23 protein-coding genes are annotated in these 25,693 nt (G+C 73.1%); 17 read left to right on the top strand and 6 right to left on the bottom strand.

What is annotated here, in order from left to right; translation table 11 throughout:
* The first annotated feature begins 1 nt into the window (after window position 1).
* From NIE79_RS16030 to NIE79_RS15975, 12 genes are read left to right on the top strand one after another with little or no spacing between them, the layout of a single operon-like run.
* Window positions 2–484 carry a phage tail protein gene (locus NIE79_RS16030; RefSeq protein WP_238679357.1) on the top strand — a complete coding sequence of 161 codons (483 nt, stop codon included), beginning with the start codon at window positions 2–4 and terminating at the stop codon, window positions 482–484.
* Window positions 459–1,904 (top strand): hypothetical protein, encoded by a 1,446-nt coding sequence (locus NIE79_RS16025; protein WP_238679356.1) that lies wholly within the window; start codon window positions 459–461, stop codon window positions 1,902–1,904. The genes NIE79_RS16030 and NIE79_RS16025 overlap by 26 nt, the downstream gene beginning before the upstream one ends.
* Window positions 1,904–2,776, top strand: coding sequence for a CIS tube protein (locus NIE79_RS16020; protein ID WP_238679355.1), 873 nt, complete (start codon window positions 1,904–1,906; stop codon window positions 2,774–2,776). Before NIE79_RS16025 ends, NIE79_RS16020 begins: the two co-directional genes overlap by 1 nt.
* Window positions 2,773–4,365: a contractile injection system protein, VgrG/Pvc8 family gene (locus NIE79_RS16015; RefSeq protein ID WP_238679354.1), complete on the top strand. Its 1,593-nt coding sequence runs from the start codon at window positions 2,773–2,775 to the stop codon at window positions 4,363–4,365. Before NIE79_RS16020 ends, NIE79_RS16015 begins: the two co-directional genes overlap by 4 nt.
* Entirely contained in the window at window positions 4,365–4,703 is a 339-nt protein-coding gene (locus tag NIE79_RS16010; protein WP_238679353.1) for a hypothetical protein, read from the top strand. The genes NIE79_RS16015 and NIE79_RS16010 overlap by 1 nt, the downstream gene beginning before the upstream one ends.
* Window positions 4,700–5,134, top strand: coding sequence for a GPW/gp25 family protein (locus NIE79_RS16005; protein ID WP_030489705.1), 435 nt, complete (start codon window positions 4,700–4,702; stop codon window positions 5,132–5,134). Before NIE79_RS16010 ends, NIE79_RS16005 begins: the two co-directional genes overlap by 4 nt.
* The gene (locus NIE79_RS16000; protein ID WP_238679352.1) at window positions 5,131–7,821 is read left to right on the top strand and encodes a putative baseplate assembly protein; all 2,691 of its coding nucleotides are present in this window, start codon (window positions 5,131–5,133) and stop codon (window positions 7,819–7,821) included. Before NIE79_RS16005 ends, NIE79_RS16000 begins: the two co-directional genes overlap by 4 nt.
* Window positions 7,802–8,317 carry a phage tail protein gene (locus NIE79_RS15995; RefSeq protein ID WP_238679351.1) on the top strand — a complete coding sequence of 172 codons (516 nt, stop codon included), beginning with the start codon at window positions 7,802–7,804 and terminating at the stop codon, window positions 8,315–8,317. Before NIE79_RS16000 ends, NIE79_RS15995 begins: the two co-directional genes overlap by 20 nt.
* A complete protein-coding gene (locus NIE79_RS15990; RefSeq protein WP_238679350.1) occupies window positions 8,314–9,243 on the top strand; it encodes a carbohydrate-binding protein in 930 nt (309 codons plus the stop codon). Before NIE79_RS15995 ends, NIE79_RS15990 begins: the two co-directional genes overlap by 4 nt.
* A complete protein-coding gene (locus NIE79_RS15985) occupies window positions 9,240–9,701 on the top strand; it encodes a hypothetical protein (protein ID WP_238679349.1) in 462 nt (153 codons plus the stop codon). Before NIE79_RS15990 ends, NIE79_RS15985 begins: the two co-directional genes overlap by 4 nt.
* Before the next feature lie 30 nt (window positions 9,702–9,731).
* Entirely contained in the window at window positions 9,732–10,487 is a 756-nt protein-coding gene (locus tag NIE79_RS15980) for a hypothetical protein (protein WP_238679348.1), read from the top strand.
* A gap of 50 nt (window positions 10,488–10,537) precedes the next feature.
* Window positions 10,538–12,760: a hypothetical protein gene (locus NIE79_RS15975; RefSeq protein ID WP_238679347.1), complete on the top strand. Its 2,223-nt coding sequence runs from the start codon at window positions 10,538–10,540 to the stop codon at window positions 12,758–12,760.
* 20 nt (window positions 12,761–12,780) lie between these two features.
* Here the strand turns inward: NIE79_RS15975 and NIE79_RS15970 are convergent, their stop codons facing one another.
* From NIE79_RS15970 to NIE79_RS15945, 6 genes are read right to left on the bottom strand one after another with little or no spacing between them, the layout of a single operon-like run.
* Window positions 12,781–13,626, bottom strand: a complete 846-nt coding sequence (locus tag NIE79_RS15970) for a DUF6807 domain-containing protein (protein WP_238679346.1) — start codon at window positions 13,624–13,626, stop codon at window positions 12,781–12,783.
* Entirely contained in the window at window positions 13,623–14,282 is a 660-nt protein-coding gene (locus NIE79_RS15965; protein ID WP_238679345.1) for a hypothetical protein, read from the bottom strand. The genes NIE79_RS15970 and NIE79_RS15965 overlap by 4 nt, the downstream gene beginning before the upstream one ends.
* Complete coding sequence (locus NIE79_RS15960) at window positions 14,266–15,165, bottom strand: carbohydrate ABC transporter permease (RefSeq protein WP_238679344.1); 900 nt, start codon at window positions 15,163–15,165, stop codon at window positions 14,266–14,268. The genes NIE79_RS15965 and NIE79_RS15960 overlap by 17 nt, the downstream gene beginning before the upstream one ends.
* Entirely contained in the window at window positions 15,165–16,148 is a 984-nt protein-coding gene (locus tag NIE79_RS15955; RefSeq protein WP_238679343.1) for a carbohydrate ABC transporter permease, read from the bottom strand. The genes NIE79_RS15960 and NIE79_RS15955 overlap by 1 nt, the downstream gene beginning before the upstream one ends.
* A 25-nt stretch (window positions 16,149–16,173) precedes the next feature.
* On the bottom strand, window positions 16,174–17,523 hold the full coding sequence (locus NIE79_RS15950) for an ABC transporter substrate-binding protein (RefSeq protein ID WP_238679342.1): 1,350 nt from the start codon (window positions 17,521–17,523) through the stop codon (window positions 16,174–16,176).
* Between the two features lie 19 nt (window positions 17,524–17,542).
* Window positions 17,543–18,673 (bottom strand): LacI family DNA-binding transcriptional regulator, encoded by a 1,131-nt coding sequence (locus NIE79_RS15945; RefSeq protein WP_238679341.1) that lies wholly within the window; start codon window positions 18,671–18,673, stop codon window positions 17,543–17,545.
* A gap of 236 nt (window positions 18,674–18,909) precedes the next feature.
* Between NIE79_RS15945 and NIE79_RS15940 the strand changes: the two genes are divergently transcribed.
* From NIE79_RS15940 to NIE79_RS15920, 5 genes are read left to right on the top strand one after another with little or no spacing between them, the layout of a single operon-like run.
* Window positions 18,910–20,238: a Gfo/Idh/MocA family protein gene (locus NIE79_RS15940; protein WP_238679340.1), complete on the top strand. Its 1,329-nt coding sequence runs from the start codon at window positions 18,910–18,912 to the stop codon at window positions 20,236–20,238.
* Between the two features lie 25 nt (window positions 20,239–20,263).
* Complete coding sequence (uxaC, locus tag NIE79_RS15935) at window positions 20,264–21,697, top strand: glucuronate isomerase (RefSeq protein WP_238679339.1); 1,434 nt, start codon at window positions 20,264–20,266, stop codon at window positions 21,695–21,697.
* A complete protein-coding gene (locus NIE79_RS15930) occupies window positions 21,694–22,998 on the top strand; it encodes an enolase C-terminal domain-like protein (RefSeq protein ID WP_238679338.1) in 1,305 nt (434 codons plus the stop codon). Before uxaC ends, NIE79_RS15930 begins: the two co-directional genes overlap by 4 nt.
* Window positions 22,989–24,482, top strand: coding sequence for a mannitol dehydrogenase family protein (locus NIE79_RS15925; protein WP_238679337.1), 1,494 nt, complete (start codon window positions 22,989–22,991; stop codon window positions 24,480–24,482). The genes NIE79_RS15930 and NIE79_RS15925 overlap by 10 nt, the downstream gene beginning before the upstream one ends.
* A complete protein-coding gene (locus tag NIE79_RS15920; protein ID WP_238679336.1) occupies window positions 24,472–25,686 on the top strand; it encodes a Gfo/Idh/MocA family protein in 1,215 nt (404 codons plus the stop codon). The genes NIE79_RS15925 and NIE79_RS15920 overlap by 11 nt, the downstream gene beginning before the upstream one ends.
* The last annotated feature ends 7 nt before the right edge of the window (window positions 25,687–25,693 follow it).

Below are 25,693 nucleotides of genomic sequence, written 5' to 3'. Positions count from 1 at the left end.
CATGCCCACCACCGCCACCCCGCAACCCGGGGCCCCGGTCGACCCGTACCGGGCGTACAACTTCCGACTTCTCATCAACGGCGTCACCAACGGCCACTTCACCGAGATGACCGGGTTGGAGGTGAACATCCCCGGGCAGCCGTACCGGGAGCACGGCCTGGGTCGGATGCGGATGGTGCCCGGCCAGGCCGAGTACGAGCCGGTGACGTTGCACTTCGGCATCACCGCCTCCCGGGAGCTGTGGGACTGGGTGAACGCCACCGCCCAGGGCACCCTCAACCGTCGCAACGTCTCGGTGGTGCTGCTGGACTCGGTGGGGACGGCCGAGGTGCTGCGCTGGAACCTGATCGACTGCTGGCCCACCCGGTGGCGCGGGATGCACCTCAACACGCTCAGCCACGAGATCGCCATCGCCTCGCTGACCCTGCGCTACGAGGGCCTGGAGCTGGAGACCGGCGGTGCCACCGCGCCGACGCCCGGGTAGCTGGCTGGCCGGCCGGCTGCGCTCGGCCGCCGGGGCGGTGCAGCGCCTCGCCGGGCGGTTCGAGCCCGCCGACCACCTTCCGCCGCCGCAGACGCCCGCGGCGACACCACGCCGGTTCGGGGAGCCTCCGCAGCACTGGCTGGACCTGGTCGCCGCCCACGCGCCCGGCCTGCTGCACGATCTGGACCTCGACCCGTCCCCGGCCGGCAACGCCGAGGGCGGAGCCCGCAGCGACGGGCAGGGCGAGTTGGCCGGTCGGGTCGACGGCGCGGACGCCGGTCCCGCCAGGCTCGCCAGGTCCGGCAGGTCCGACAGGTTCGACAGGTTCGACAGGTCCGCCGGGCTCGGCAGGTTCGACAGCGAGGCCGACGTGGGCAGCCCCGGTGCGAGCGGGGACGAGGGACCGACGAGGTCGCGTGCCGAGAGTCGGACCGGCGGGCCGGGCCGCCCGTCGCGGATCGGTGACCGGCCCGACGGTACGGGGACCCGTACCGTCGGCCCATCCGGCGACGGCACGCCTTCGTCCCGCTCGGACCTGACCACCCCGCCGGCCGGAACCACCTGGCCGGAGGCGTCGACCCCACCAACCGGCTCGACCCGGCCCACGGGGCCTGCGGTGCCTCCGGTACGGCGGGCGGCCCGGGGCGACACCACGGCCCCTAACACCACGACCGTCGACACGACAGCCCTCGACACCACAGCCCTCGACGCGGGCGGGCTGCCCCGGGCGGATGGGTCCCGGGAGCCGGTCCGCTCCATGGTCTTCGGGCCGCACAGTTCGCCGAGTGGCCGCCCGCACCGGGCGGAGGCCGATGCCACCTCACGGCCACCCCGGGACGCACTGCGCTCCGGCGAGGTCGACCACTGGCGATCCCCGGAGTCGTCCCCCGTAGGCCGCACGGGCGACCGGCTCTCGGGTGGTCGCGACGGGTTCCGGGGTGACTCGGCGGATGGCCAGGCCCGGCCTGGACAGAACCACGGCGGGCACTCGCGTGGTGACGCACCGGGCGCGGCCCGGACGTCGCGAGTGGACACAGTGGCGGTGGGGCAGCGCTCTCCGGACGGGCCGAGCCGGGGCGGGGTCGGCGCGTCCTGGGCCGGCTCGACGGCGACGAGCGCCGGAACCCCGTCGACCTCTGCGCGCGGCGACCTGGATCGCCTCGTGGACGGTGGACCCTGGCTGGCACTGCCCGGCGAACCGGCACCGCCCGGTCGCCCGGTCGCGCTGCGCGACGGCGGGACGGGAACGGCCGGCGGCGGACGAGCGACCGGAATCGACGGGCCGCCGGCCAGCACGGCGGCGCGCAGCGTCGACCCGTGGCCGGCGCTGCCCGACGACACCGCCTTGTGGTCGGTCGCCGGCGCGGCGGTGGACACCGTCCAGCTGACCCGGCTGGACCGGGAACAGGCGGGTGACTGATGGAACGCGTCGCCTTCCTCATCGACTCCTCCGGCGAGCGGGTGGACTGCCTGCTCAACCCGGAGACCGTGCAGGTGACCCGGCTCGCTGGCGTACGCCAGCGGGGTGCCGGCGGCGGGCAGCTCACCGGGTCCGGTCTGGCCGACGATCCGCTGGTCTTCACCGGCGGGGGTCGTACCGAGCTGGTGCTGGACCTGCTCTTCGACGTCGACTTCGTGGAGGCGCAGCTGCGTCCGGCCGACGTCCGGGTGCTCACCCGTCCGCTGTGGATGCTGGCGGAGAACTCCACCGCCGAGCATGGTTGGCTGCGACCGCCGTTGGTCCGGTTGGTCTGGGGCAAGACCTGGAACGTGCCCGGTGTGATCATCGCGGTGGCGGAACGGTTCGACGCGTTCACCGGCACCGGGTCGCCGCGACGGTCCTGGTTGCGGCTGAAGCTGGTCCGCGCCGCCGAGACGGCCGATCAGGCCGAGGCCGGCTTCGCCGAGGAGTTGGCCGCCGCGAGCACCCCGACCGCCGCGCCGGGCAGCGCGGTGATCGCCGCCGGTGACGGCGCGGCCGAGCCGGGTCGCTCCGGCGTGCGTTTCGACCTGCTGGCCAACGACGCGCTGGGCTCGCCACTGCGCTGGCGGCTGCTGGCCGAACACAACCGGATCACCGATCCTCTCGCGGTGCCGGCCGGCACCACCCTCGCCGTCCCACCGACCGTCGGCACCGGTGCGGTGGCCGGGTTGGCGCAGGCGGTGGCCGGTGCGGTAGGCGCGGGAGCGTCGTACCTGGGTACCTCGGTCGCCGGCGCGCCGTGGAACGCGGCGACCGGCCCGACCGTCCCGGCTCCGAGCCCGTTGGGCAACCCCGGGGGTACGCCATGACCAGCGTCGCGCCCCGGGCGTTAATCGTCCTCCTGGACGGCACCGAGTTGGTCGCCGCGGCTCGTCAGCGGGTCCGCTCGCTACGGGTGGCGGCCCGCCTCGACCAGCCCACCCAGGCCGAGTTGGTGCTCGCCACCACCGCCGGGACCGGTGCGTTCGACCCGCCGGTACGCCCCGGCACGGTGCTCGACGTTCGGCTCGCCGACCACGCGGACACCCTGTTCACCGGTGAGGTCACCTGCGTGGAGGTGGAGTACGCCGCCGACGGGGCGGCGGTGCTGCGGCTGCGGGCGTACGACCCGCTGCACCGGCTGCGCAAGCGGCAGGGGTTGCGGGTCTTCACCTCGGTGACCGCCGTCGAGCTGGCCCGGGAGCTGTGCGGCGCGGTGGGGCTGGCGGTGACCGCCGAGGTCGACGGCCCTCGGTTGGAGCGGCTTCTCCAGCACCGGCACAGCGATCTGGAGCTGCTGCGCGAGGTGACCGGCCGGGCCGGGCTGCACCTGGCCGCCGACGCTGACGGCGTCCGGCTGGTCACCCTCGCCGGCTACGGGGAGCCGGTCGCGTTGACGCTCGGCGCGGGGGTGCACACAGTGCGGTTGTCCACGAACACCGACCAGGCCAGCGGTGCCAGCGCGGCCCTGGGCTGGCACCCGCAGCGGGCCGAGGTGATCAGCCAGCAGGTCGACGAGGCGCGCTGCGGGCGACCCGCCGACGACCGGCCGGACCCGGCCGACGTGGGCGCCGACGGCGTTCGCACCGCCGTGGACCAGCCCGGCCGCAGCGACGACGAGCTGGCGGCGCTGGCCCAGGCCCGCCTGGACACCCGGGCGGCGACGCTGGTCACGGCCGAGGGGATGGCCGAGGGCGACCCGGCGCTTCGGCCGGGCCGCCGCGTCGACCTCCGCGGGGTGCCCGACCCGGTCGCCGGGACGTACGTGCTGACCGAGGTGGTGCACACGGTGGACGGCAACGGTCACCTGACCCGTTTCTCCACTGTGCCACCGGCCACCCCGGCGACGCCGACCGGCGGCGCGGCGGTCACCCTCGGCAGCGTCACCGACGTCGCCGACCCGGACGGGCTGGGCCGGGTGCGGTTGACCCTGCCGGCGTACGGGGACCTGGACGCCGGCTGGCTCGCCGTGCTCTGCCCCGGCGCCGGGCCGGGCAAGGGCCTGGTGGCGCTGCCCGATCCGGGCGACACAGTGCTGGTGGTGCTGCCCGGCGGCGAGCCGGCCTCGGGCATCGTGCTCGGTTCGCTGTTCGGCGCCGTCGAGCCGTACGACGCGGGCATCGACGACGGAAAGGCCCGCCGCTGGACGATGCGCACCGCCGGCGGGCAGTCGATCGTCGTCGACGACGTGCGGCGCAGCCTGCGGCTGGGCACCGAGGGCGGCAGCTTCCTGGAGTTGACCCCCGACCTGGCCACCCTGCACGCGGCGTCCGACCTGGTGATCTCCGCACCCGGCCGGGCCATTGTGGTGCGCGCCCGCAGCGTGGACTTCCTGCACGCCGACTCGACCGAGGACCCGACCACCGCGGCGGAGCAGGCCCGTTCGCTCGCCCGCGCCCACCACAAAGGAGGCGGCTGATGCGCTGGATCCACAGTGACTCCGTGATCACCTGCGATCACGACGGCCGGGTCGAGAACCGACCCTCGCGGCAGTGGGTGACCGTCACCGGTGTACCCGTGCTCGTCGACGACGACCCGGAGGGACGCACCATCATCGCCTGCCCGAACTACGGCCCGACCATCAAGCCGTGCACGACGACGCTGACCGTCCGGGTCGGCTACAGCGACTGGGTCCGCGTCGACGGGCACCGGGTGGTGCTGTCGCACCTGGAGGGGTTCACCAACGGCACACCGCCGGGGTTGGTCAAGCACACGGTGCGCGACCCCGCTCAGGGGTTCCTGGGGGCGGACCGATGAGGGCCTTCCGCTTCGTCGGCGCCGGCTTCGACGCCGGCCGCACCGGCGGGTTGGCGCTCACCGCGGCCGGCGGCCTGGCAATGACCGAGGGCGACGAGAGCGTACGGCAGGCGCTGTTCCTGCTCCTGTCGACGACGCCGGGCGAGCGGCTGATGCGACCCGGGTACGGCTCCCGGCTGCACCGGTTGGTCTTCGCGCCCAACGACGACACCACCGCCGGCCTGGCCATCCACTACGTCCGGCAGGCCATCGCCCGTTGGGAGCCCCGGGTCGAGGTGATCGACGTGGACGCCGGGCCGGACCCGGACGACGCGTGGCGGCTGGTGATCCGGTTGGACTACCGGGTGCGGGCCAGCCTGACACCCGGGCAACTGGTCTTCTCCGTGGACCTGCTCCCGGTCGACGAACCCGCCCAGGGAGGAGCGTCATGACGCTGCCCGTGCCGCACCTGGACGATCGCGGCTTCCTCGACCTGGTCACCGAGGCCCGGGAACGGATCCGGCAGTCCTGCCCGGCCTGGACCGACCTGTCGGCGCACGACCCCGGCATGGCGCTGGTGGAGACGTTCGCGCACCTCACCGAGGTGATGATCTACCGGTTGAACCAGTTGCCGGAGAAGGCGTACGTCTCGTTCCTGAACCTGCTCGGGGTCACCCGGCACGCGCCGACAGCGGCCTGGGCGGACGTCCGGTTCACCCGTACCGGCACCGACCGCGGCGCGGTCCGGATCCCGGCCGGGCTGCGGGTCGCGGCGGCCCGGGGCGCGGACCCCCGGCCGGTCCTGTTCGTCACCACCGAGCCCACGCTGCTGCCCGCCGACGAGACGTCGGTGACCGTACGGATGCACCACTGCGAACCGGTCGAGGCGGAACTGCTCGGAGTGGGCACCGGCCAGCCGGGGCAGGTGCTGCGCGCGGCGCACGCGCCACTGACGCACACCGCCGAGTCGCTGGACCTGCTGCTCGGGGTGGAGGTGCCGGCCGGCACTGTCGAGTTGGGTGCTGCGGCCCGCGAACACGACGGTCGCACGTTCGAGATCTGGCAGCCGGTGGACAGCTTCGCCGGGCTCGGCCCGCAGGCCAAGGCGTACCTGGTCGACCGCTGCTCCGGCACCGTCATCTTCGCCCCGGCCCTCGACCTGCGACCCCCCGCCGGGGCGACCCCGCCCGGTGAGGTCACGGCCGACGCGACAGCACCGACGAGCACCGTGCCGCCGGTGACCGTCGCGGCGGTCCCGCCGGCCGGACGGCAGATCCGGCTCTGGTACCGCGCCGGTGGCGGACCCACCGGCAACGTGGCGGCGGGCACGCTGACCAGCCTGCGCGACCCGCTACCCGGGGTACGCGTGGACAACCCCGCCCCGGCGGCCGGCGGCCGGGAGATGGAGGCGCTGGAGTCGGTGCTGCTGCGCGGCCCGTACGAGTTCTTCGCCCAGCAGCGGGCGGTCACCGCCCGCGACTTCGAGGTCCTCGCGACCAGCTCCGGCGCAGTGGCGCGGGCGCGGGCGTTCACCCGCGCGGCGGTGTACAGCTTCGCCCGGCCGGGCGAGGTCGAGGTGGTGCTGGTGCCGTACGTGCCGGAGGCGGCCCGACCGGGCGGTCGGCTGCCGGTGGCGGTGCTGCGTGAGCACGAGGTACCCGAGGCGCGGCACCGGGTCGAGGCGGACCTGGAGGAACGCCGGATGCTCGGCATCCGCTCCCGGGCCACCTGGGCGCGGTTCAAGGCGGTGTCCGTGCGGGCCCGGGTGGTGGTCCGCCGCGAGGAGGACGTGGACGCGGTCCGGCGCCGCATCCACGACCGGCTGCACCAGACGTTGAGCCCGCTGCCCACCGCGCTCAACCCGACCGGCTGGCCGTTCGGCGAGCCACTGCGGGCGTCCAACGTGTACCGGCTGCTGGAGCACGCCGAGCCGGGGGTGCGCTACGTCGAGTCGGTGCGGTTCGTGGTCGACGAGGCCCCCGACGCGAACGTCCGCGCCCTCGCCGTGGACCAGTACCAGCCACGCACCTGGTACGCGGGGCGCGGCTCGGTGTTGTTCCGCTCCAGCAACGGCGGCGCGGGTTGGGAACCGGCAGGTCGCTTCGACGACGACGAGACGGTGCTGCGGGTGGCGCCGGCGCCCGCGCCGGTGCGGCCCGGCATCGTCGCGCGTGCCGGCTCGGTGGCGGTGGTGACGCTGCGCGCCTCGGGCGGCTCCCGGGTGCACCTGAGCACCGACCTGGGCGAGACGTGGTCGCTGCTCACCGACCTGGACTCGCGGATCTCCGACCTTGCCTGGCTGGACCGCGACGGCGCGGGCGCGCTGCTGGTGGCCACCGACACCGGCCTGTACGAGGTGTCGCTGCTGCCCGGGGCGGTGCCGTTGCAGATCCTGGTCGACCCTACCGACGCCGACCGGGGCTTCTACGCGGTCCGCACGTTCGTCTCCGAGCGGGGCGCGCCGGGGGTGGCGGTGGCGGCGCAGGCCAGCTTCGGGGTGTACCTGTCGACCAGCGGCGGCCGACCCGGCAGCTTCAGCCACGTCGGTCTGGCCAACGTGGACAACCGGGTCCTCGCCGTGCAGTACGACGGCCCGGCCACCCTGCTGTGGAGCGGCGCCGGCGAGCCGGATCCGAGGAAGCCCGGCCAGGGCTGCCACCGCACCAGGCTGTTCGAGTCCGACGTGAAGTGGCAGTCGATGCAGGCCGGGTGGGTCGGCGGCACCTGCCGGGACCTCGCGTTCGCCGGCCAGCAGGCGGTGGCTGCCACGCAGAGCGGCGGGGTGCTGCGGCTGGACAGCCTCGCCGCCCAGCCGCAGTGGCAGTCCGTGTCGGTCAACTGCGGCTTGCCGTTGCGGGACCGGACCCGGTTCGTCCCGGTCGACGCCATCGCGGTGAGCGGCCCGACAGCCGGCAGCGCGGCAACCGGCGGCGCGACAACCGGCGGCACCGTCGCGGCGGAGCGGTTGATCCTGGCCAGCGGCGAGCGCGGCGTGCACCGCAGCGCCGACGCCGTCACCTGGACGCCCAGCGCCAACCAGGCCACCGCCGACGCGGTGACAGTTCCCGATACCTGGCTGCTCTGCTCCGGCGAGCACGACATCGAGGTGGTGCGCCAGGATGCGACGCTCGGCGATTGAACGGCTGCTGCCCGCCGCCTACCAGCGGGCCTGCGTGCCGGGCAGCGTGCTCTGGGCGCTGCTGGACGTGATGGAGGGGCTGCACGCCCCGGACGAGGCGATCCTCGCCGAGGTGGACGCGCTGTTCGACCCGTACCGGGCGCCGGACGGGCTGGTCGTGCGGTTGACCCGCTGGGTGGCGATGGACCACGTGGTGGCCTCGCCCCGGCCGGACACCCCACTGCCGCTGCCGGTGGGGCGGCTGCGCGACCTGGTGGCCAACGCCGCCCTGCTGGCCCGGTGGCGCGGCACCCCGTACGGGATGCGAAGAGCTCTCGAGGTGGCTACCGGGTTGAGTGGTTTCGCTTTGGACGAACCGGCCGACCAGCCGTTCCACGTCGTGGTGCGGGTGCCGGTCGCCGCCGCCGGTCAGCTCGCCGTGATCACCCGCATCGTCGAGGCGGAGAAACCCGCCTCGGCCACTGTCGAGATCGTCCTGGAAGAGGAGTCGTCATGACCACCGAATGGGCGGTCGTCGCCGCCGCCGAGCAGTTCACAGTCGACCCGCGCAACAGCGGCGAGCTGACCTTCACCGTCTCCAACCCGGGCAACGCGCCGGACACCGTGGTGTTCGACGTGGCGCCCGGTGACGGCTCCCAGCGGGCGTGGTTCACCGTCGCCGAACCCCAACGGGTGGTACCCGGGCAGGGCTCGGTGTCGTTCCTGGTCAAGCTCGCGGTGCCGGCCGGCACCGCGCCCCGGCGCTACGACATGACCGGGTTCGCGTACTCGGCGAACACCGCGCCGGAGGAGAGTTCGCGCTCCAGCGGCCGGGTCACGTACGAGGTGCGGGCGGTCGCGCCGCCACGGCGTACCCCGTGGTTGTGGATCGCCGCCGCGGCGGCGTTGGTGCTGGTGGTGGTCGCCGTGGGGGTGGTGTTGCTGACCCGCGACGGCGAGCCGACCCCCGGCGAGCCGCGGGTGGTCACCGTCGAGGCGGAGAGCCTGGTGCCGGGCGCGGTGGTGGACTCCCCGGCGAAGAACGGGGCGAAGGTGGAGGCGCAACCCAACTGCTGCGGGGTGACCTGGTCCGGCGACAAGCAGTTGTTCTTCCAGGGGCTGGCCATCGGCGACAAGGTCACGGTGACGGTGCAGATCCCGGCCGACGGCACCTGGCGTTTCGCCGCGGTACGCACCACCTCCCTCGACTACGCCAACACCGTCTTCGCCATCGACGGCAACCAGGTCGGCGGCACGTTCCTCGGCTTCACGCCGACGGTGCGAAAGACTGAGTTCCTGGACGTCGGCACGGTGCAGCTCGCCAAGGGCCCACACCAGGTGACGCTGCTGGTGGTCGGCAAGACGCAGGGCACCAACCGCTACTTCGCTGGCGTCGACGAGATCCGGTTCACCGAGATCGTGGCGCAGGCCGTGGCCCGATGAGTGGTCGGCAGAAGGCGCTGCTGGGGCTGCTCGCCGCCGTGCTGGTGGCGCTCTTCGTGGTCGCGGTCGGCGCGGGCAGTGACGACCGGGGTGATCCGGGGGCCCGGCACGGGTTCGTCGACCGGTTGGGCGCCCTCGGCGGCGAGCGTTCCTCGGTGGATCCGGCGACTGTCAGCGCCGAATGCGCCGACGAGGCGGGCCGGCTGGAGTTCTCCGGCAGTTGCGTGGTGCGGGTCGCGGACCCCGGCGGGCTGCGCACCCTGGTGCTGCGCAGCGCGGCCCGGTTCACCGTCGTCGCCCCGGCGCCCGGCGACGCCGACCTCACCATCCGCGACGAGGTCGAGCCGACGGCGGACGGCACCGGCGCGGTGGCGAAGATCGCCGTCGACCAGGCCACCGAGGTGGGTCTGGTCTGCCCCGGCCTGGGCGGCTGCGTTGTCGTCGTGGCCACGTCCTGACCCGACCTGGACCGAGAGGAAGGTGCCGCCGTGGGTGACCTGCGCAAGCCGTTCCTGCTGATGGCCATGCTCGCCATCGTCCTGGCGATCGGGGTGGAACTCGGCGCCGGGCTGCTGCTCGGCGGCGCCGACGCCGGTGCGGCCCTCGCGGACAGCGCCGGCGCGCTGGACGTGGAGATCGACGACGTGTCCGGGGTCAGCGAACCGTCCGGCCGGGGCACCGGCTACCTGGCGTTGATCGACGCGGTGGCGGTCTGGAGCACGGGGCTGTTCTGCCTGGGCCTGCTGCTGCCCGAGCGCGTACAGGGTCGGGTGCAGGGCGTCGCCAGCCTGATCTTCTCGATCATCCTGATCATCGTCGGGCTGATCGCGCTGGTCATCGCGTTCGTGGAGCTGTCCATCATGGTGTCGCTGTTCCTGGCCGTTCCGTTCGGCACCCTGGCGTACCTGGCGCTGTGGGGGTTCTTCCCGGTCGGCGAGGCGGCGGTGCTGCTCGGGCTGGTGCTGCTGCTCAAGCTGGTGTGGGCCGGGATGCTGGTGCTGGCCCAGCCACGCTTCCTGCAGAACAAGGGTCTCGTCCTGCTGATCCTCACCACACTGCTGTGCACCGTCGTGCTGGAGTTCCTGCACAACCTGGTGCCGGTGATCCTGGTCAGCATCGTCGACGACGTGGCGGCGCTGGTCTTCGCGATCATCGCGATCATCTGGGGGCTGGTGCTGTTGATCGGCTCCATCCCGGCGATCGTCAAGGCCATCCGCGTCACCGCCGCGCTACCGACCCGTTGACGTTTGCGGTATCGGCAGCGCCCGGGTGGATTGTCTGTGACCCTGACGGCGTGGACGAGACGCCGGGGCGCGACGCCGTGGAGCTGCGGGTGCACGGCATCTCCGGCGTCACCGCCGAACGGATCCTCGACCACCCGATCGTGACCCGGGTCGCCGGGAACACGCATGCGGGCTTCTTCCGGCCCCGGCCGGGCAGCGGCACCGCCGGCGGGGCCACCGACGGGGTCGCCGTCGAGGCGTACCGCTGGGGTTCGCTGACCGCCGGCGCGGCGGTACGGACGGCCTCGATGTTGCTGCTGCTGCCCTTCATGTTGAGCAACCTGGCGATCTGGCTCCGGCCACCGGGGCACGACCGGTGGGGGCTGCTCGGCGTGCTGTGCCGGTTGCTCGCCGGCACCCTCACTGCCACGTTCATGCTGGCGGCGGTGGGCGTCACACTGGACCTGGTCGGCTGGCAGTGCGTGCCGTACCCCGGGTGCCGGGCCAGCCGCCCCTACCTGGCGTGGCTGCACAACGTCCCGGCCGGGCCCCGGCTGGCCCTGCTGTCGATCGTTCCCCTGCTGGCGCTGCGGGTCGTCTGGGCCATCGGCACCCGGTCGGCGCGGGCCTTCGAGGGGTTCGGCCCGTCGTCGGCGCAACGCCTGTCCGGTGAACCGGCCGGGAGCCTCACCGACCCCGGCTTCTGGCAGGACGAGCAGACGACGAGTTGGCTGCGGCAGCTCCACGTGGTGCTCGGCATCGGGACGCTGGACGTCGCCCTGCTCGCCGGCATCTCACCGGGTGGCGTGGGCGCGCCCGGTCACGGCGCGCTGTTCGGGGTCGCCGTCGGGCTGCTCGTCATCGCGGTGGCCCTCCTCGCCGTGCCCGTGCCGGCCAGCCCGGCGAGGGCCCGACGGTTCCTCCGCCCCCTCTGGCTGGCCACCGTGGTGGTGACCGTGTGCTGCCTCGGCTCGGCCGCGCTCGCGGACGGGGAACCGTCCGGGTCGGGCAAGCTGCCCGGGTACGAGGGCGCCGCCGCCGGGGTGGTCGCCGCGCAGGGCCTCCTGCTGGTCGTGCTCATGCTCGTCACGTACACCCGCCAGCGTGCCGCCCGCGACGACGAACGTCCCTTCCTGCGCGGGCTCGGCACCCCGATCGTGGCGGCCGCGGCGGTGAGCGTCGGCGCGGCCTTCACCGCGACCCTGGTCTACCGCGTCGCGGACGCCCTCGACCACGGCGACATCCCCGATCCGATCCGGCCCAACCCGCCGATCGTCGGCCCGCTGGAGCCGCCGGTGGCCTACTGGTGGGCCGCGCTCGCCGGGCTCGCCGCGCTGCTGATCGGCGCGGCGGTGACCTCGGCGACCCTCCTGCTGACCCGGCGACGGCGACGGAGGCTGGCGGCGGGGATCATCGAGCGGGACTACCCGGACGTGCCGGCCGAGGACGCGCACCGGCTGCGCCTGGTCCGGGAGACCATCGCCCGGTCCCGGATCACCGAGGAGTTGGGCCCGGTGCTTGTCGCGTTCCTGCTGATCGCGTCGCTCGGGCTGGCCACCGTCGCCTTCGACGTGATCGGGGTCGGTCCCACCCAGCTCGCGGACCGCCTGGGCGGGCACGGTGGCGCGGCCGCCGTACTCGCCGCGTACGTCACCGACGCCGGGGTCTGGGTGATCAGCCTGCTGGTGATCTGCCTCATGATCCTCGGTTTCCGCGCGTACCGGTCGGCCCAGACCCGGCGGGTGGTGGCGGTGCTGTGGGACCTCGGCACGTTCTGGCCCCGGACGGTCCACCCGTTCGCGCCGCCCTGCTACGCCGCCCGCGCCGTTCCGGAGCTGGCGAAACGGGTCACCGGGCTCACCGCGCGGGGGCCGGTGGTCATCTCCGGGCACAGCCACGGGTCGGTGCTCGCCGCGGCCACCATCCTGCAACTACCGCCGTCCGTGCTGGCCCGGGTCTCCCTGTTGACCTACGGCTCGCCCCTGCAACGCACCTATTCGCGGCTCTACCCGGCGTACCTCGGGCCGCGGACCCTGCGCGACCTGGGCGGGCGGATCGGGTGGCGGTGGCGCAACCTGTGGCGCGACACCGACCCGATCGGCGGGCCGATCTTTCCTCCGGGCCCGCACGGAACACCGCCCGGCATCGACGTCGACATTCGACTGCGTGATCCCCGCAGCCTGACCATCGACCCGGCGGACACCGTGCCGCCGCCGATCGAAGGACACTGGCCGTACCACACCCAGGCCGCGTACCAGGTGGCAATCCGTGAGCTGACCGACCGCTCCGGCTGACCCCCGGGGCGGCGTGGGGTTCACGGCACCGTCGTGACCAGGGCTCCGACACCGTCCCGGTCGAGGGTCCCGTCGGCCACCCACACCCGGTACCGGCCGTGCCGACTCCCGCCGGCCGGCACCAGCGCCGGGCTGTCGAACGCGAACGCCACGCAGACCCCCGGATACATCCCGGTCCGCACGAACCACCGGTCGTCGCGGCCGAGACCCGTGAAGACCAGTGTGTACGCCCCACCGCCCGACCCGGCGCCGGTCAGCGCGAGCCACGGCGCCGCACTGCCGTTGACCGTCTCCTCCCCGGCCGCGTCGGCGGTGAACACCGCCGGTTCGCCGTCGGCGGCGGCCCGCCAGAAGAACCCGCCGTAGCCGGCCCCGCCCGGGCGGCCGTTGGTGGCCGGGCTGCCCAGTCGGATCTCCCTGTCGTCCGGGGCGACGAGGACGGACTCCAGCTCGAGCCGCCAGGCGCCCGGCGCGACCATTGACGCGGTGAGCCACCTCCGCTCGGTCAGCAGCACCCCGCCGGCGCGGTCGCGCCACTGGAGATCGTGCGCGTACCGGCCCGGGGAGCGTTCGACGTCGCCGGTGTGCGCGATGACGCCGTGATCGTCCCGCCACGTGTAGCCGACGTCGCGGACGTAGGTGCGCCCGCCCCAGAGGTTGCTGCCGTCGACGTCCTGCACCGCGAGGGACGCGCCGAGGTGCCACACGTGGTCGGCGGGGAGCGCGTCGGTGACAACGGTGCCGCCGAGGGTGCGTACCGGGTGCAGGTACGGTCGGGGCCCGTGCCGCGCGTCCAGCGCCGGGTCGAGCACGTACTCGGCCACCTCCGTGGCCCCGACCGTCAGCCGCACCGGCTCCCCGCTCACCGCAGCTCCCGGCGGCCGAGAACCGCTGCGGGGACCGGCCGGCGGACGGTGACGGCGTGCAGGGCGGCCACCGTGTAGCCGGCGAGGATCGGCACCGCGACCGGGGTGACCAGGACGGTGAGCAGCCCGGCCAGCGCGACGACCCCGGTGAGCGCGGCCCAACGGGTGGGCGAGTCGAGGCAGGCGCGGGCGGCGGACCGGGCCGAGGCCCGCCACCGCCCGCCCCCGTTGCCGCCCACCTCGACGACGACCAGTCCGGCGTACCCGGCCAGGCCGGCCGCGATCAGCGCCGTCACCAGCAGCGCCGCCGGGCCGCCCGGCACCCGACCGGTGGCCAGCGCCGCCAGGTCGGCGGCGAGCAGCGCGGCGACGGCGAACGCGAACAGGCTGGCCGGCACACCGGGCAGCACCGCGCGACCGAACCGACGCACTGTCGTGCGCGCCGACGGCCAACTGCCGGTGCGTGTCCAGTCGTGCACCGCCGCGCTGGCCGTGCCCGCCGCCGCGGCGGCGGTGAGCAGGGGCACCGCCGCGAGGGTCAGGAGGATGCCCAGCAACGCAAGGTCGGCGGCGTCGCGGGCGACGTCGCGCCAGTCCCGCCTCCCGCCGGTGTCGACGGCTTCAGCCCTTGATGCTGGTTCAGCCCTTGATGCCACTGGTGTTGATCCCCTCGACGAGCATCCGCTGGAACGCGACGAAGAACAGGAAGACCGGCAGCAGCGACAGCACCGACATGGCGAACATCGGGCCGACCGCGCTCTGGCTGGTCGAGTCGATGAACAGGGTCAGCGCGACCGGGACTGTGTAGTCCTCCAGTTGGGACAGGAAGACCAGTTGGCGGAAGAAGTCGTTCCAGGTCCAGATGAACGAGAAGATCGCCGTGGTGACCAGCGCCGGGCGGCTCAGCGGCAGGATGATGTGCCGGAAGATGCCGAACGGGCCGGCGCCGTCGATGCGGGCCGCCTCGTCCAGCTCCCGGGGGACGCCGCGCATGAACTGCACCATGAGGAAGACGAAGAACGCCTCGGTGGCCAGGAACTGCGGGATGAGCAGCGGCAGGTACGGCCAGTCGCCGCCGACCAGGCCGAGCGTGCGGAACAGGATGTACTGCGGCACGATCAGCACGTGCTGGGGCAGCAGCAGCGTGCCGATCATGACGGCGAACCACATGCCGCGTAGCCGGAACCGCAGCCGGGCGAAGGCGTACGCGGCCAGTAGGCAGGACAGCCCGTTGCCGATGACGGTGAGCAGGCTGACCATCGCGCTGTTGAGGAAGAACCGGCCGAAGCTGACGTCGAAGTTGGACCACCCGGCGGTGTAGTTGCCCGGGGTGAACCGCTCGGGTAGCAGCCCGACGTTGTTGACGATCTCCTCCTGGGACTTCAGCGAGGTGCCCACCATCCAGATCAGCGGGTAGAGCACCACGGCGACGATCGCCACCAGGATCAGCAGTCGCAGCACGGGCCGTCCGCCCTGTCGTCGGCGCGCGTTCGGCGGCGCTGTGGTCGGCGCTGCGGTCGTCGGGGTCACGGTCACCATCACCGGTCCTCCCCGTCGGAGTAGTGCACCCAGAACCGTCCGGTGCTGAAGAAGATCGCGGTGATGACCGCGATGGCGAGCAGGAACACCCAGGCCATCGCCGAGGCGTAGCCCATGTTGAGGTCGGTGAAGCCGGTGATGTAGAGGTTCAGCGTGTACATCAGTGTGGAGTCGACCGGGCCGCCGGTGCCGTTGCTGAGCACGAACGCCGCGGTGAAGCCCTGGAAGCCGTTGATGGTCTCCAGCACCAGGTTGAAGAAGATGACCGGGGAGAGCATCGGCAGTGTGACGTTGCGGAACTGGCGGAACCGGCCGGCCCCGTCGACAGAGGCGGCCTCGTACAGCTCGGTGGGCACCTGCTTGAGCCCGGCCAGGAAGATCACCATCGGCGCGCCGAACTGCCAGATGGCCAGCACCATCAGTGTTTCGAGGGCCCAGTCCGGGTCGTTGACCCACGGCTTGCCGGTGATGCCGAAGAGGCTCAACAGCGAGTTGAACGCGCCGTCGCGGTTGAACATGTTGACCCAGACGATGGCCAGCGCGACGCTGCCGCCGAGCAGGGACGGCAGGTAGAACAACCCGCGGAACACCCCGACGCCGCGCCAGGCGCGGTTGAGCAGCAGCGCCACGCCGAGCGCCGCGGCCAGTTTCAGCGGTACGGCGATCAGCGCGAAGGTCAGTGTGACCCGCACCGCGTGCCAGTACGACGGGTCGGCGGTGAACATCCGTTCGTAGTTGGCCAGGCCCACCCACTGCACCTCGGAGAAGGGGGTGAGGATGTCGTAGTTGGTGAAGCTCAGGTAGAGCGACAGCAGCATGGGGACTGCCGTGATGCCCATCAGGCCGATGAGCCACGGCGACAGGAAGACGTACCCCGCCAGACCTTCGCTGTTCCGGAAGCGTCCGGGCCCACGCCTCTCAGCGTGGGCCCGGTCGGATCCGGGGCCGCGTCGGGTCGGGTCGGGCGCCGTGGTCAACGCCACGAACAACTCCTCTCCTCGCGGGCGGTCAGGCGATGGCGGACTTGCACGCCTCGATGAACTGGGCGGCGGCCTCGGCGGGGGTGGCCCGGCCGTACTGCGCGTTCTCGGCGGCCTTGATCAGCTCGGACTTCACCTTGCTGTGCCCCTTGATCGGCACCTGCGGCGACGCGCCGAACTTCTGGGTCAGCTCGGCCTCGACGGCGATCGACTGCTTCATGGCCGGGTCGGTGGTGTCGTCGCTGACGACCCGGCGCAGGTCCAGGTTGGACGGCAGGCCGCGGTCGGTGCCGAGCAGCTTGACCGCCTCCACGTCGTTGTTCAGGAAGTTGATCACATCGATCGCGACGTCCTTGTTCTTGCTGCCCTTGAACACCGACCAGTACATCGAGGCCCGGGCCCACTGCGCGCTGGGGTCACCGGGGTAGGCGATCACGCCCAGCTCGTCCTTGGTGTTCTTCTTCAGATCCGGCATCTGGTTGGCCCAGACCCAACTGGTGCCCGCCTTGCCGGTGACCACCAGCTGCTTGGTGATGTCGGTGGCGTTGCCCTCGTGGATGACGTCGGCGGTCGGGGTGGCCTTGCGGTCCCGGGCGCCCTTCCACAGGTCGAACCACTTGGTCACGTCCTCGGCGGTGAAGCCCAGCTCCTTGCCCTTGTAGAGGTCCTTGCCCTGCTGGCGCAGCCAGACCCAGAACGCCTTGTAGTCGGCGCTCGGGTCCTGGGTGCCGGGCACCTTGGTCTTGGCGGTGACCTGCTCGGCCCAGGCGATGTGCTCCTCCCACGACATACCGGTGGTCGGCTCGGGCAGGTTGTGCTTGGTCAGCAGCGTCTTGTTGTAGACCAGGCCCTGGGTGTTCTCCCCGGCGGCCAGACCGGCGAGCTTGCCGTCGACCACGCCGTACTGCCAGAGGCTCTCGGGGAACTTGGACGTGTCCAGCTTCCCGGACTTCTGGTACGAGGTCAGGTCGAGCGTGGTGTTGCGGGCCGCGTACTCGGCCAGGTAGTTGTCGTCGATCTGGAACAGGTCCGGCGGGTTGCCGCCGGCGGTGAGGGTGGCCAGCTTGTCGAAGTAGCCCTGATTGGCCTGCCAGGTCTTCTCGAAGGTCACGTTCGGGTGCTTCTTGGTGTAGAGCGCGAGGGCATCCTCGGTCAGCTTGGCCCGGGCGTCGCCGCCCCACCAGAAGATGGAGAGCTTGACCGGGGCGTTCGGGTCGGCGGCGCCGCCGTCGTCGTCTCCGCAGGCAGCGGCCCCGAACATCAGCGGCGCGGCGACCGTCACGGCGAGCAGGCCGCGCAGCAGGCGCCGCCGAGGCAGCGCGGTACGGTGATTGCGCCCGGCAGGCGCGTTAGTGGTGGGGGGCGTTGCGGGGTGCATGTGCGCTCACTCCTCGGCATTAGGAGGCGACGGCGTCACCGGTGGCCGCGGTCGGGATGCCCGGGCCCGCAGGGCAATGCGGGTCCGGGCCACGCGGTGCGGCCAGGGGACGTGCCGGTCGGGCGTACGGGCCCGGGCCGGTCGAGTCGCGGATGACCAGGTCGGTCTGGAGCATTACCTGTGCGGTGGTACGACGGACGCCGATCGCCGTTCCGGCACCGGACCCCCGCGCACCGCGCGGTGACTCGATGTCCTGTTGCAGCAGCATGTCGACGGCCGTCCGGCCGGCGGCCCCGGTGGGTGTGGCCACCGTCGTCAGTTTGGGGCGGGTCAGCCGGCTCAGGGTGATGTCGTCGACCCCGACGACGCTCACCTCCTGCGGCACCCGGACCCCGAGCGCGTCCAGCCCCTCGATCAGGCCGATCGCCATCAGGTCGTTGTAGGCGAGCACTGCCGACACGCCGCTGCGTCGCACCTGCTCGGCGACGGCGGAGCCGCCGACCTCGGTGGGCGCGTTGGGGCCGAGCACTGTCAGCTCCGCGCCGCCGGCTCGGGCGGCCGCGCCGGCGGCACGGCGCATCTCCCGGTTGGTCCACGAGCTGCGTGGGCCACCGAGCAGCGCGATGCTGCGGTGCCCCAGGCCGACCAGGTGCTCGATCGCCGAGCGGGCGCCCTGCCCGACGTCCATCAGTACGCAGGGCAGGCCGGTCACCTGGCGGTTCACCACGACCAGTGGCACCTCGCGGCTGAGCTGCTCGATCAGGCTGTTGCTCATCCGTGGGCTGCACAGCAGCACCCCGTCCACCTGCTTGGCCAGCGCGTGGACCAGCTCTTCCTCGGCGGTCGGGTCCTCGTTGGTGTCGGCCACGAAGACGTGGTAGTCGCGGTGCCGGGCCTGACTCTCCGCCGCCTTGATCAGCGGCGGGAAGAACGGGTTCGCGATGTCCGCGATGATCAGCCCGATGTTGTGCGTCCGCCCGGTGATCAGGGCTCGGGCGGCACGGTTGGGCCGGTAGCCCAGATCCTCCGCGCAGGCCAGCACCCGGACCCGGGTCTCCGGGTTGACCAGGTGTGGAGCGGAGAAGGTGCGGGACACGGTGGAGATGTGCACACCGGACGCTCGGGCGACGTCCCGGATGGTGACTGGCACGGCGGCCCCTTCGTCCGATGTGGTGGCGGTCACGCAGGTGTGGCCCATTAATGCAAACGGTTGCGCCACTGTCAACGGTCAATGGTTACGGCTTTGTTGCACCCGCACTCCCCTTGGTGACCGACTGCCCCTCAAACACTGACAAATGACGCCGATCCCGCCGTCGTCGTTGACGCGAACGGATCGATCGTGATTACTTCATTGCAAACCTTTGCAGCACCACGGGAGGCGACCGCATGTCACCGAGAGCCGCCGGACGGGTCCGGTACGCCGTCGTGGGCACCGGCGCGCGGGCCGAGATGTTCGTCCGGGCACTGGTGCTCGACCACGCCGACACCACCGAGCTGGTCGCCTTCGCCGACGTCAACCAGGCCCGGATGGACGCGCACAACCGCTGGCTGGGCGAGCTGGGACACCGCCCGGTGCCCACGTACCCGGCCGGCGACTTCGCGACCATGCTGGACAAAGAGCGTGTCGACGTCGTCCTGGTCACCAGCGTGGACGTCACCCACGACGAGTACGTGGTGGCCGCACTGCGCGCCGGCCGCGAGGTCGTCACCGAGAAACCGATGACAGTGGACGTGGCACGCTGCCGGCGCATCCTGGACACGGTGACCGAGACCGGTGGTCGGGTGACCGTCGCGTTCAACTACCGCTACAACCCGCTGCACGAACAGGTTCGCCGGCTGCTCGCCGAGGGCGCGGTCGGCGAGATCGGCTCGGTGCACTTCGAGTGGCTGCTCGACGTCCGCCACGGCGCCGACTACTTCCGCCGCTGGCACCGCGACAAGGCCACCTCCGGTGGACTGATGGTGCACAAGGCCAGCCACCACTTCGACCTGGTCAACTGGTGGCTGGCCGCCACACCCGTCGAGGTGTACGCGGCCGGCCGGCTCTTCTTCTACGGCGAGGACGGTCGCCGGCACGGCTACGCCCGCGACTACGACCGGGCGCACGGCTCCCCCGCAGCCGCCGGCGACCCGTTCGCGCTGCGGCTGGACGCCCACCCCCGGCTGCGCGAGCTGTACCTCGACGCCGAGGCCGAGGACGGCTACCAGCGCGACCGCAACGTCTTCGCGCCCGGGGTGAGCATCGAGGACGACATGGCGGTGCTGGCCCGCTACTCCACCGGCGCCACCATGACCTACCACCTCACCGCGTACGCGCCCTGGGAGGGCTACCGGGTGATGGTCAACGGCAGCCGGGGCCGACTGGAGCTGGACGTGGCCGAGAACGACCACGTCGACCGGGGCACCGCCGGCGCGGTCAAGGGCGCCGCCCTGCACGGCACCGAGGCGCCGGCCGAGGGCGGTGGTGCGACGCTGACCCTGCGCCCGTTCTGGGCCCCGCCCCGGCAGATCCCGGTGGAGGGCCGCAGTCGGCACGGGCACGGCGGCGCGGACGCCCGGATGACCGGGGTGCTCCTCGGCGGGCAACCCGACCCGCTGGGCCGCGCCGCGACCGCCGACGACGGCGCGTTGGCCCTGCTCACCGGCTTGGCCGCCAACCGGTCCTTCGAGACCGGCCAACCCGTCCGGGTCGCCGACCTGCTCACCCCCCGCTGACACAGGAGACGAGGAGCCCCACCCCGTGCCCACGTTCGACAACACCGACCTGCTCCTGCCGCCCGAACCGGGCCAGCGCGCGCTGGCCCGGGAGCTGTACGCCCTGGCGGCGGAGCAACCCATCATCTCGCCGCACGGGCACGTCGACCCGGCCCTGCTCGCCGAGGACCGCCCCTTCCCGGACCCGGCGCAGCTGCTCATCGTGCCCGACCACTACCTGACCCGGATGCTGCTCAGTCAGGGCGTACCCCCGGCGGATCTGGGGGTGCCCACCCGCGACGGCAGCCCGGTGGAGACCGACGGCCGGGTGATCTGGCGACGCTTCGCCGCGCACTGGCACCTGTTCCGGGGCACCCCGTCGCGACTCTGGCTGGAGCAGACCTTCCGCACCGTGTTCGGTGTGCACACCCCGCTCGGCCCGAACACCGCCGACGCCCTCTACGACGAGATCGCGGCCCGGCTCGCCGAGCCGGACTTCCGGCCCCGTGCACTGTTCGAACGGTTCAACATCGAGGTGCTCGCCACCACCGAGTCGCCGCTGGACGACCTCGCGCAGCACGCCAAGCTCGCCGCCGACGGGTGGGGCGGGCCGGGCGGCCGGGTGGTCACCACGTTCCGCCCGGACGACGTGGTGGACATGGAGTTCGAGGGCTGGTCGACCAATGTGGACCGCCTCGGGGACCGGGCCGGTGAGGACACCGGCACGTACGCCGGCTACCTGAGCGCCCTGCGGACCCGACGCGCCGCGTTCATCGCCGCCGGCGCTACCTCCTCCGACCACGGCCACCCCACCGCCCGCACCCTGGACCTCACCCCGGCCGAGGCCGAACGGCTCTACGACCGGGGCCGGCGAGGCGAGGCCGACGCCGCCGACGCGGAGGCGTTCCGGGCGCACATGCTCGTGGAGTTCGCCCGGATGTCGCTCGACGACGGCCTTGTCATGCAGCTGCACCCCGGCGCGGTGCGCAACCACAACCGGTGGTTGCACGCCCGGCACGGCCGCGACGTCGGCGGCGACATCCCGCAGGCCACCGAGTACGTGCACGCGCTCGCCCCGCTGCTGGAGCGCTACGGCAACGACCCCCGGCTGCGGCTGGTGCTCTACACCCTCGACGAGGACACCTTCACCCGCGAACTGGCGCCCCTCGCGGGCGGGTACGCCGCGCTGCTGCTCGGCGCGCCCTGGTGGTTCCTGGACTCCCCGGAGGTGCTGCGCCGCTTCCGGGAGACGGTCACCGAGAGCGCCGGCTTCTACAACACCACAGGGTTCGTCGACGACACCCGGGCGTTCTGCTCCATCCCGGTACGCCACGACGTGGCCCGCCGGGTGGACGCCGGCTTCCTGGCCCGGCTCGTCGCCGAACACCGGCTGCCGATGGACGAAGCCGCCGAGACCATCGTCGACCTGGCGTACCGGCTGCCCAAGCGGGTCTTCAACTTCGGAGGACAGGCTCAATGACCGTCACCATCACCTCCGTCGAGGTGCACGACGTGCGGTTCCCCACCGCCGCCAGGGGCGACGGCTCCGACGCGATCAACAGGGGTGACTACTCGGCGACGTACGTGGAGCTGGGCACCGACGCCGGCCCGACCGGCGCCGGGTTCACCTTCACCAACGGCCGGGGCAACGAGATCACCTGCGCGGCGGTGCGCGCCCTGGCCCACCACGTGCGGGGACGCACCATCGAGGAGATCACGGCCGAGCCGGTGGCGTTCTGGCGCTCGCTCAGTGCCGACGTGCAGCTGCGCTGGCTGGGCCCGGAGAAGGGCGTCATCCACATGGCGACCGGCGCGCTGGTCAACGCGGTCTGGGACCTGCGGGCCACACTGGCCGGCAAGCCGATGTGGCGCTTCCTCGCCGACCTGCCCACCGACGAGCTGGTGGCCAGCGTCGACTTCCGGCACATCACCGACGCGCTCACCCCGGACGAGGCGGCGGCCATCCTCGACAAGGGGCGCGACGGGCTGGCCGACCGGTTGGCCACCCTCGAACGTGACGGTTTCCCGTCGTACACCACCTCGGTCGGGTGGCTCGGCTACCCCGACGACAAGGTGCGGGCGCTGACCCGGCAGGCGTACGCCGACGGCTGGCGGGCGATGAAGATGAAGGTCGGCGGCCCGCTCGCCGACGATCTGCGGCGGGCCCGGATCATCCGGGAGGAGATCGGCCCGGACGCGCTGCTGATGATGGACGCCAACCAGGTCTGGGACGTCGACGAGGCGATCACCGCGATGGCGGCGCTGGCCGAGGTGGACCCGTACTGGATCGAGGAGCCCACCCATGCCGACGACATCCTCGGGCACGCCCGGATCGCCCGCGCGGTGGCCGAGTTGACCGCCGGCCGCTGCCGGGTGGCCACCGGTGAGGTGGCCGCCAACCGGGTGATCTTCAAGCAGCTGCTCCAGGCCGAGGCGATCGGGGTGATGCAGATCGACGCCTGCCGCGTCGGCGGCGTCAACGAGGTCCTGGCCGAGCTGCTGCTGGCGGCGAAGTTCGGCGTGCCGGTCTGCCCGCACGCCGGCGGCGTGGGCCTCTGCGAGTACGTCCAGCACCTGGCGATCTTCGACTACCTGCGGGTGGGCACCGGGCTGGACGGTCGGATGATCGAGTACGTCGACCACCTGCACGAACACTTCGTCGATCCGGTGCGGACCCGCGGTGGCCGCTACCTGCTGCCCGAGCGGCCCGGTTACAGCGCCACCATGAAGCCCGCGTCGATCGCGGAGTTCCGCTTCCCGGACGGCCCGGCATGGCGGTGACCGTCGGTGCCTCCCGGCTCGGCCTGGGCATGCTGCGCCGTCTGCCCGCCGAGGCCCGCCCGCTGATCCGGCCGGGCACGGTGCCGACCGGCGTCGTACACCTGGGGTTGGGCGCGTTCCACCGGGCCCACCAGGCCGTCTTCACCGAGGCGGCGGTCGGCGCGGCCGGCGGTGACTGGGGCATCGTGGCCGTCGCCCCGCGCAGCACCGCAGTGGTCGAGGCGATCGCCGCGCAGGACAACCTGTTCAGCGTCAGCGCCCTCTCCGCCGCCGGCAGCTCCACGCGGGTGGTCGGCGCCCTGAGCGGCGTCCGACACGCGCCCAGCGACCCGGACGCCGTGGTGGCGCTGCTCGCCGACCCGGCGATCCGCGTGGTGACCCTGACCGTCACCGAGAAGGCGTACCAACTCGACCCGGTGACCGGCCGGCTGTCCCCGGACTCGGCGCTCGCCGCGGACCTGGCCGGAGGCGGTCCGCCCAGCACGGTGCCGGGGCTGCTGCTGCGCGGGCTGGCCGCCCGGGCCGCCGCGGACGCCGGGCCGGTGGCCCTGGTGAGCTGCGACAACCTGCCGGCCAACGGTCGACGACTGCGCGGCATGCTCGACCAGGCGGTCGGCCGGGCCGGCGGGGTGCCCACCGGGCTGGTCGAGTGGGTGGCCGGCAACGTCACCTGCCCGGGCACCATGGTGGACCGGATCGTGCCGGCCAGCACCCCGGAGACGATCGAGGCGGCCCGCCGCGCGCTCGGCGTGACCGACCTGGCCGCGGTGGCCGCCGAGCCGTACGCGCAGTGGGTGATCGAGGACGATTTCCCCGGCGGCCGGCCCGGTTGGGAGTTCGCCGGGGCGGTGCTCACCGACGACGCCGGCCCGTGGGAGCGGTTGAAGCTGCGCGCCCTCAACGGGGTGCACTCCGCCATCGCGTACCTCGGAGCGTTGGCCGGTCGGGAGACGATCGCCGACGCGCTGGAGATCCCGCACCTGCGCGACGTGCTGCGCCGGCTGATCGCCGAGGACGTGGCGGCCAGCTTCACCCCGCCGGACGGGGTCCGGGTGGTCGACTACGGCGAGCAGGCCCTTGCCCGCTTCGGTAACCCGGCGATCCACCACCGCACCCTCCAGGTGGCGATCGACGGCTCCCAGAAGCTGCCGCAGCGCGTCCTGCACACCATCGCCGACCTGCGCGCGGGCGGGCGGTCCGCGCGCTGGGGCGCGCTGGTCGTGGCGTCCTGGTTGCGCTTCGCGCTGGGGTACGCCGACGACGGCCGGCCGTTGCCGTTCCAGGACCCACTGGCCGGGCCGATCCGGGCCGCGCTGGACGCCGGGGCGCAGAGCCCGGCGGGTGCTGTCGACGCGGTCTTCGCGTTGCGCGACGTCATCCCGATGGAGGTGGCCGAGGACGACGAGGTCCGCGCCGACGTGATCGCCTGGCTGACCGCGTTGGAGCGGCACGGCGTCGAGGCCACTCTGGCCGGTGCCCGGTGACCGGGTTGACCCGGACCGGTGGGTGGTGAGCGGGGCCGCCCCGCCGCCCCGGGTGGCGGTGATCGGGGCGAACGGGCACGGTCGCTGGCACCGGCGGGTGATCGCGCCCCTGCACGCCGCCGGTCGACTGCGGTTGGTCGCCCTGGTCGACGTCCGACCGGTGGAGGACGACCCGGCCGCCCCGGTGCCGCCCGGGGTGGCGGTCTTCACCGACCACCGGGCGATGCTCGCCGCCACCCGACCGGATGTGGTGGTGATCTGCACGCCGCCGCACACCCACCTGGCGATCGCCCGCGACGCCCTGGCCACCGGCGCGGATCTGCTGCTGGAGAAGCCGCCGGTGCTGTCGTTGGCCGAGCACGAGGAGTTGACCTGGGCCCTCACCGCCGCCGGTCGGGTGGCCCAGGTCGGTTTCCAGGCGCTCGGCTCGGCGGCCCTCACCGCGCTGACCGACGCGCTGGCCGCCGGTCGGCTGGGCACTGTCACCGGTATCTCCACCATCGCCGCGTGGCAACGGCCGGACGCCTACTACGTCCGCTCCCCCTGGGCCGGTCGGCGGAGTCTGGACGGTCGGCCGGTGCTGGACGGCGCGCTCGCCAACCCGCTCGCGCATGCGGTGATGCAGTGCCTGGCGATCGCCGAGGCGCTCGCCGGGGCGACGCCCTGGCCGGTCGCGATCGAGGTGGAGCGTTACCGGGTCCGGCCGATCGAGGTGGAGGACACCGCGGTGCTGCGGGTCCGGTTCCGCGCCGGGCCGCCGGTGCTGGTGGCGGTGACCCTGGCCGCCGAGGAGTTCGTGGCGGGCGAGGTGGTGGTGACCGGTACGGCGGGCCAGGCGGTGTTGGAGTACCCGACCGACCGGTTGCGGCTGCCCGGGGACGTGGTGACCCGCCGGGTGCCGGGGCGGCTGGGGCTGCTGGAGAACCTGCTCGCCCACCGGGCGAACCCGTCGGGCGTGCCACTGATCGCGCCGCTGGCCCGTACCGCGCCGTTCACCGCGCTGCTGGACGCGTTGCGGCCCGCGCCGGAACCCCGGCTGCTCGACGGCGAGTTGGTGACCATCCTCGGCGAGGGCGGGGAGCGGGTCCGCCACCTGCGCGGCGTCGTCGAGGTGTTGCGCCGGGCGGCCGAGCGGGGGGCGCTGCCGAGCGAGCTGGGGGTGCCGTGGGCGTCCGGCGCGTACCGCGCCGAGCTGGCCGGATAGCGGCAGA

Origin of the sequence: Micromonospora trifolii, assembly GCF_022229005.1 — a bacterium.
Lineage (GTDB): Bacteria > Actinomycetota > Actinomycetes > Mycobacteriales > Micromonosporaceae > Micromonospora > Micromonospora trifolii.
Note: the sequence above shows the minus strand (reverse complement) of the source record. Positions and strands in the feature narration are given on the sequence as shown.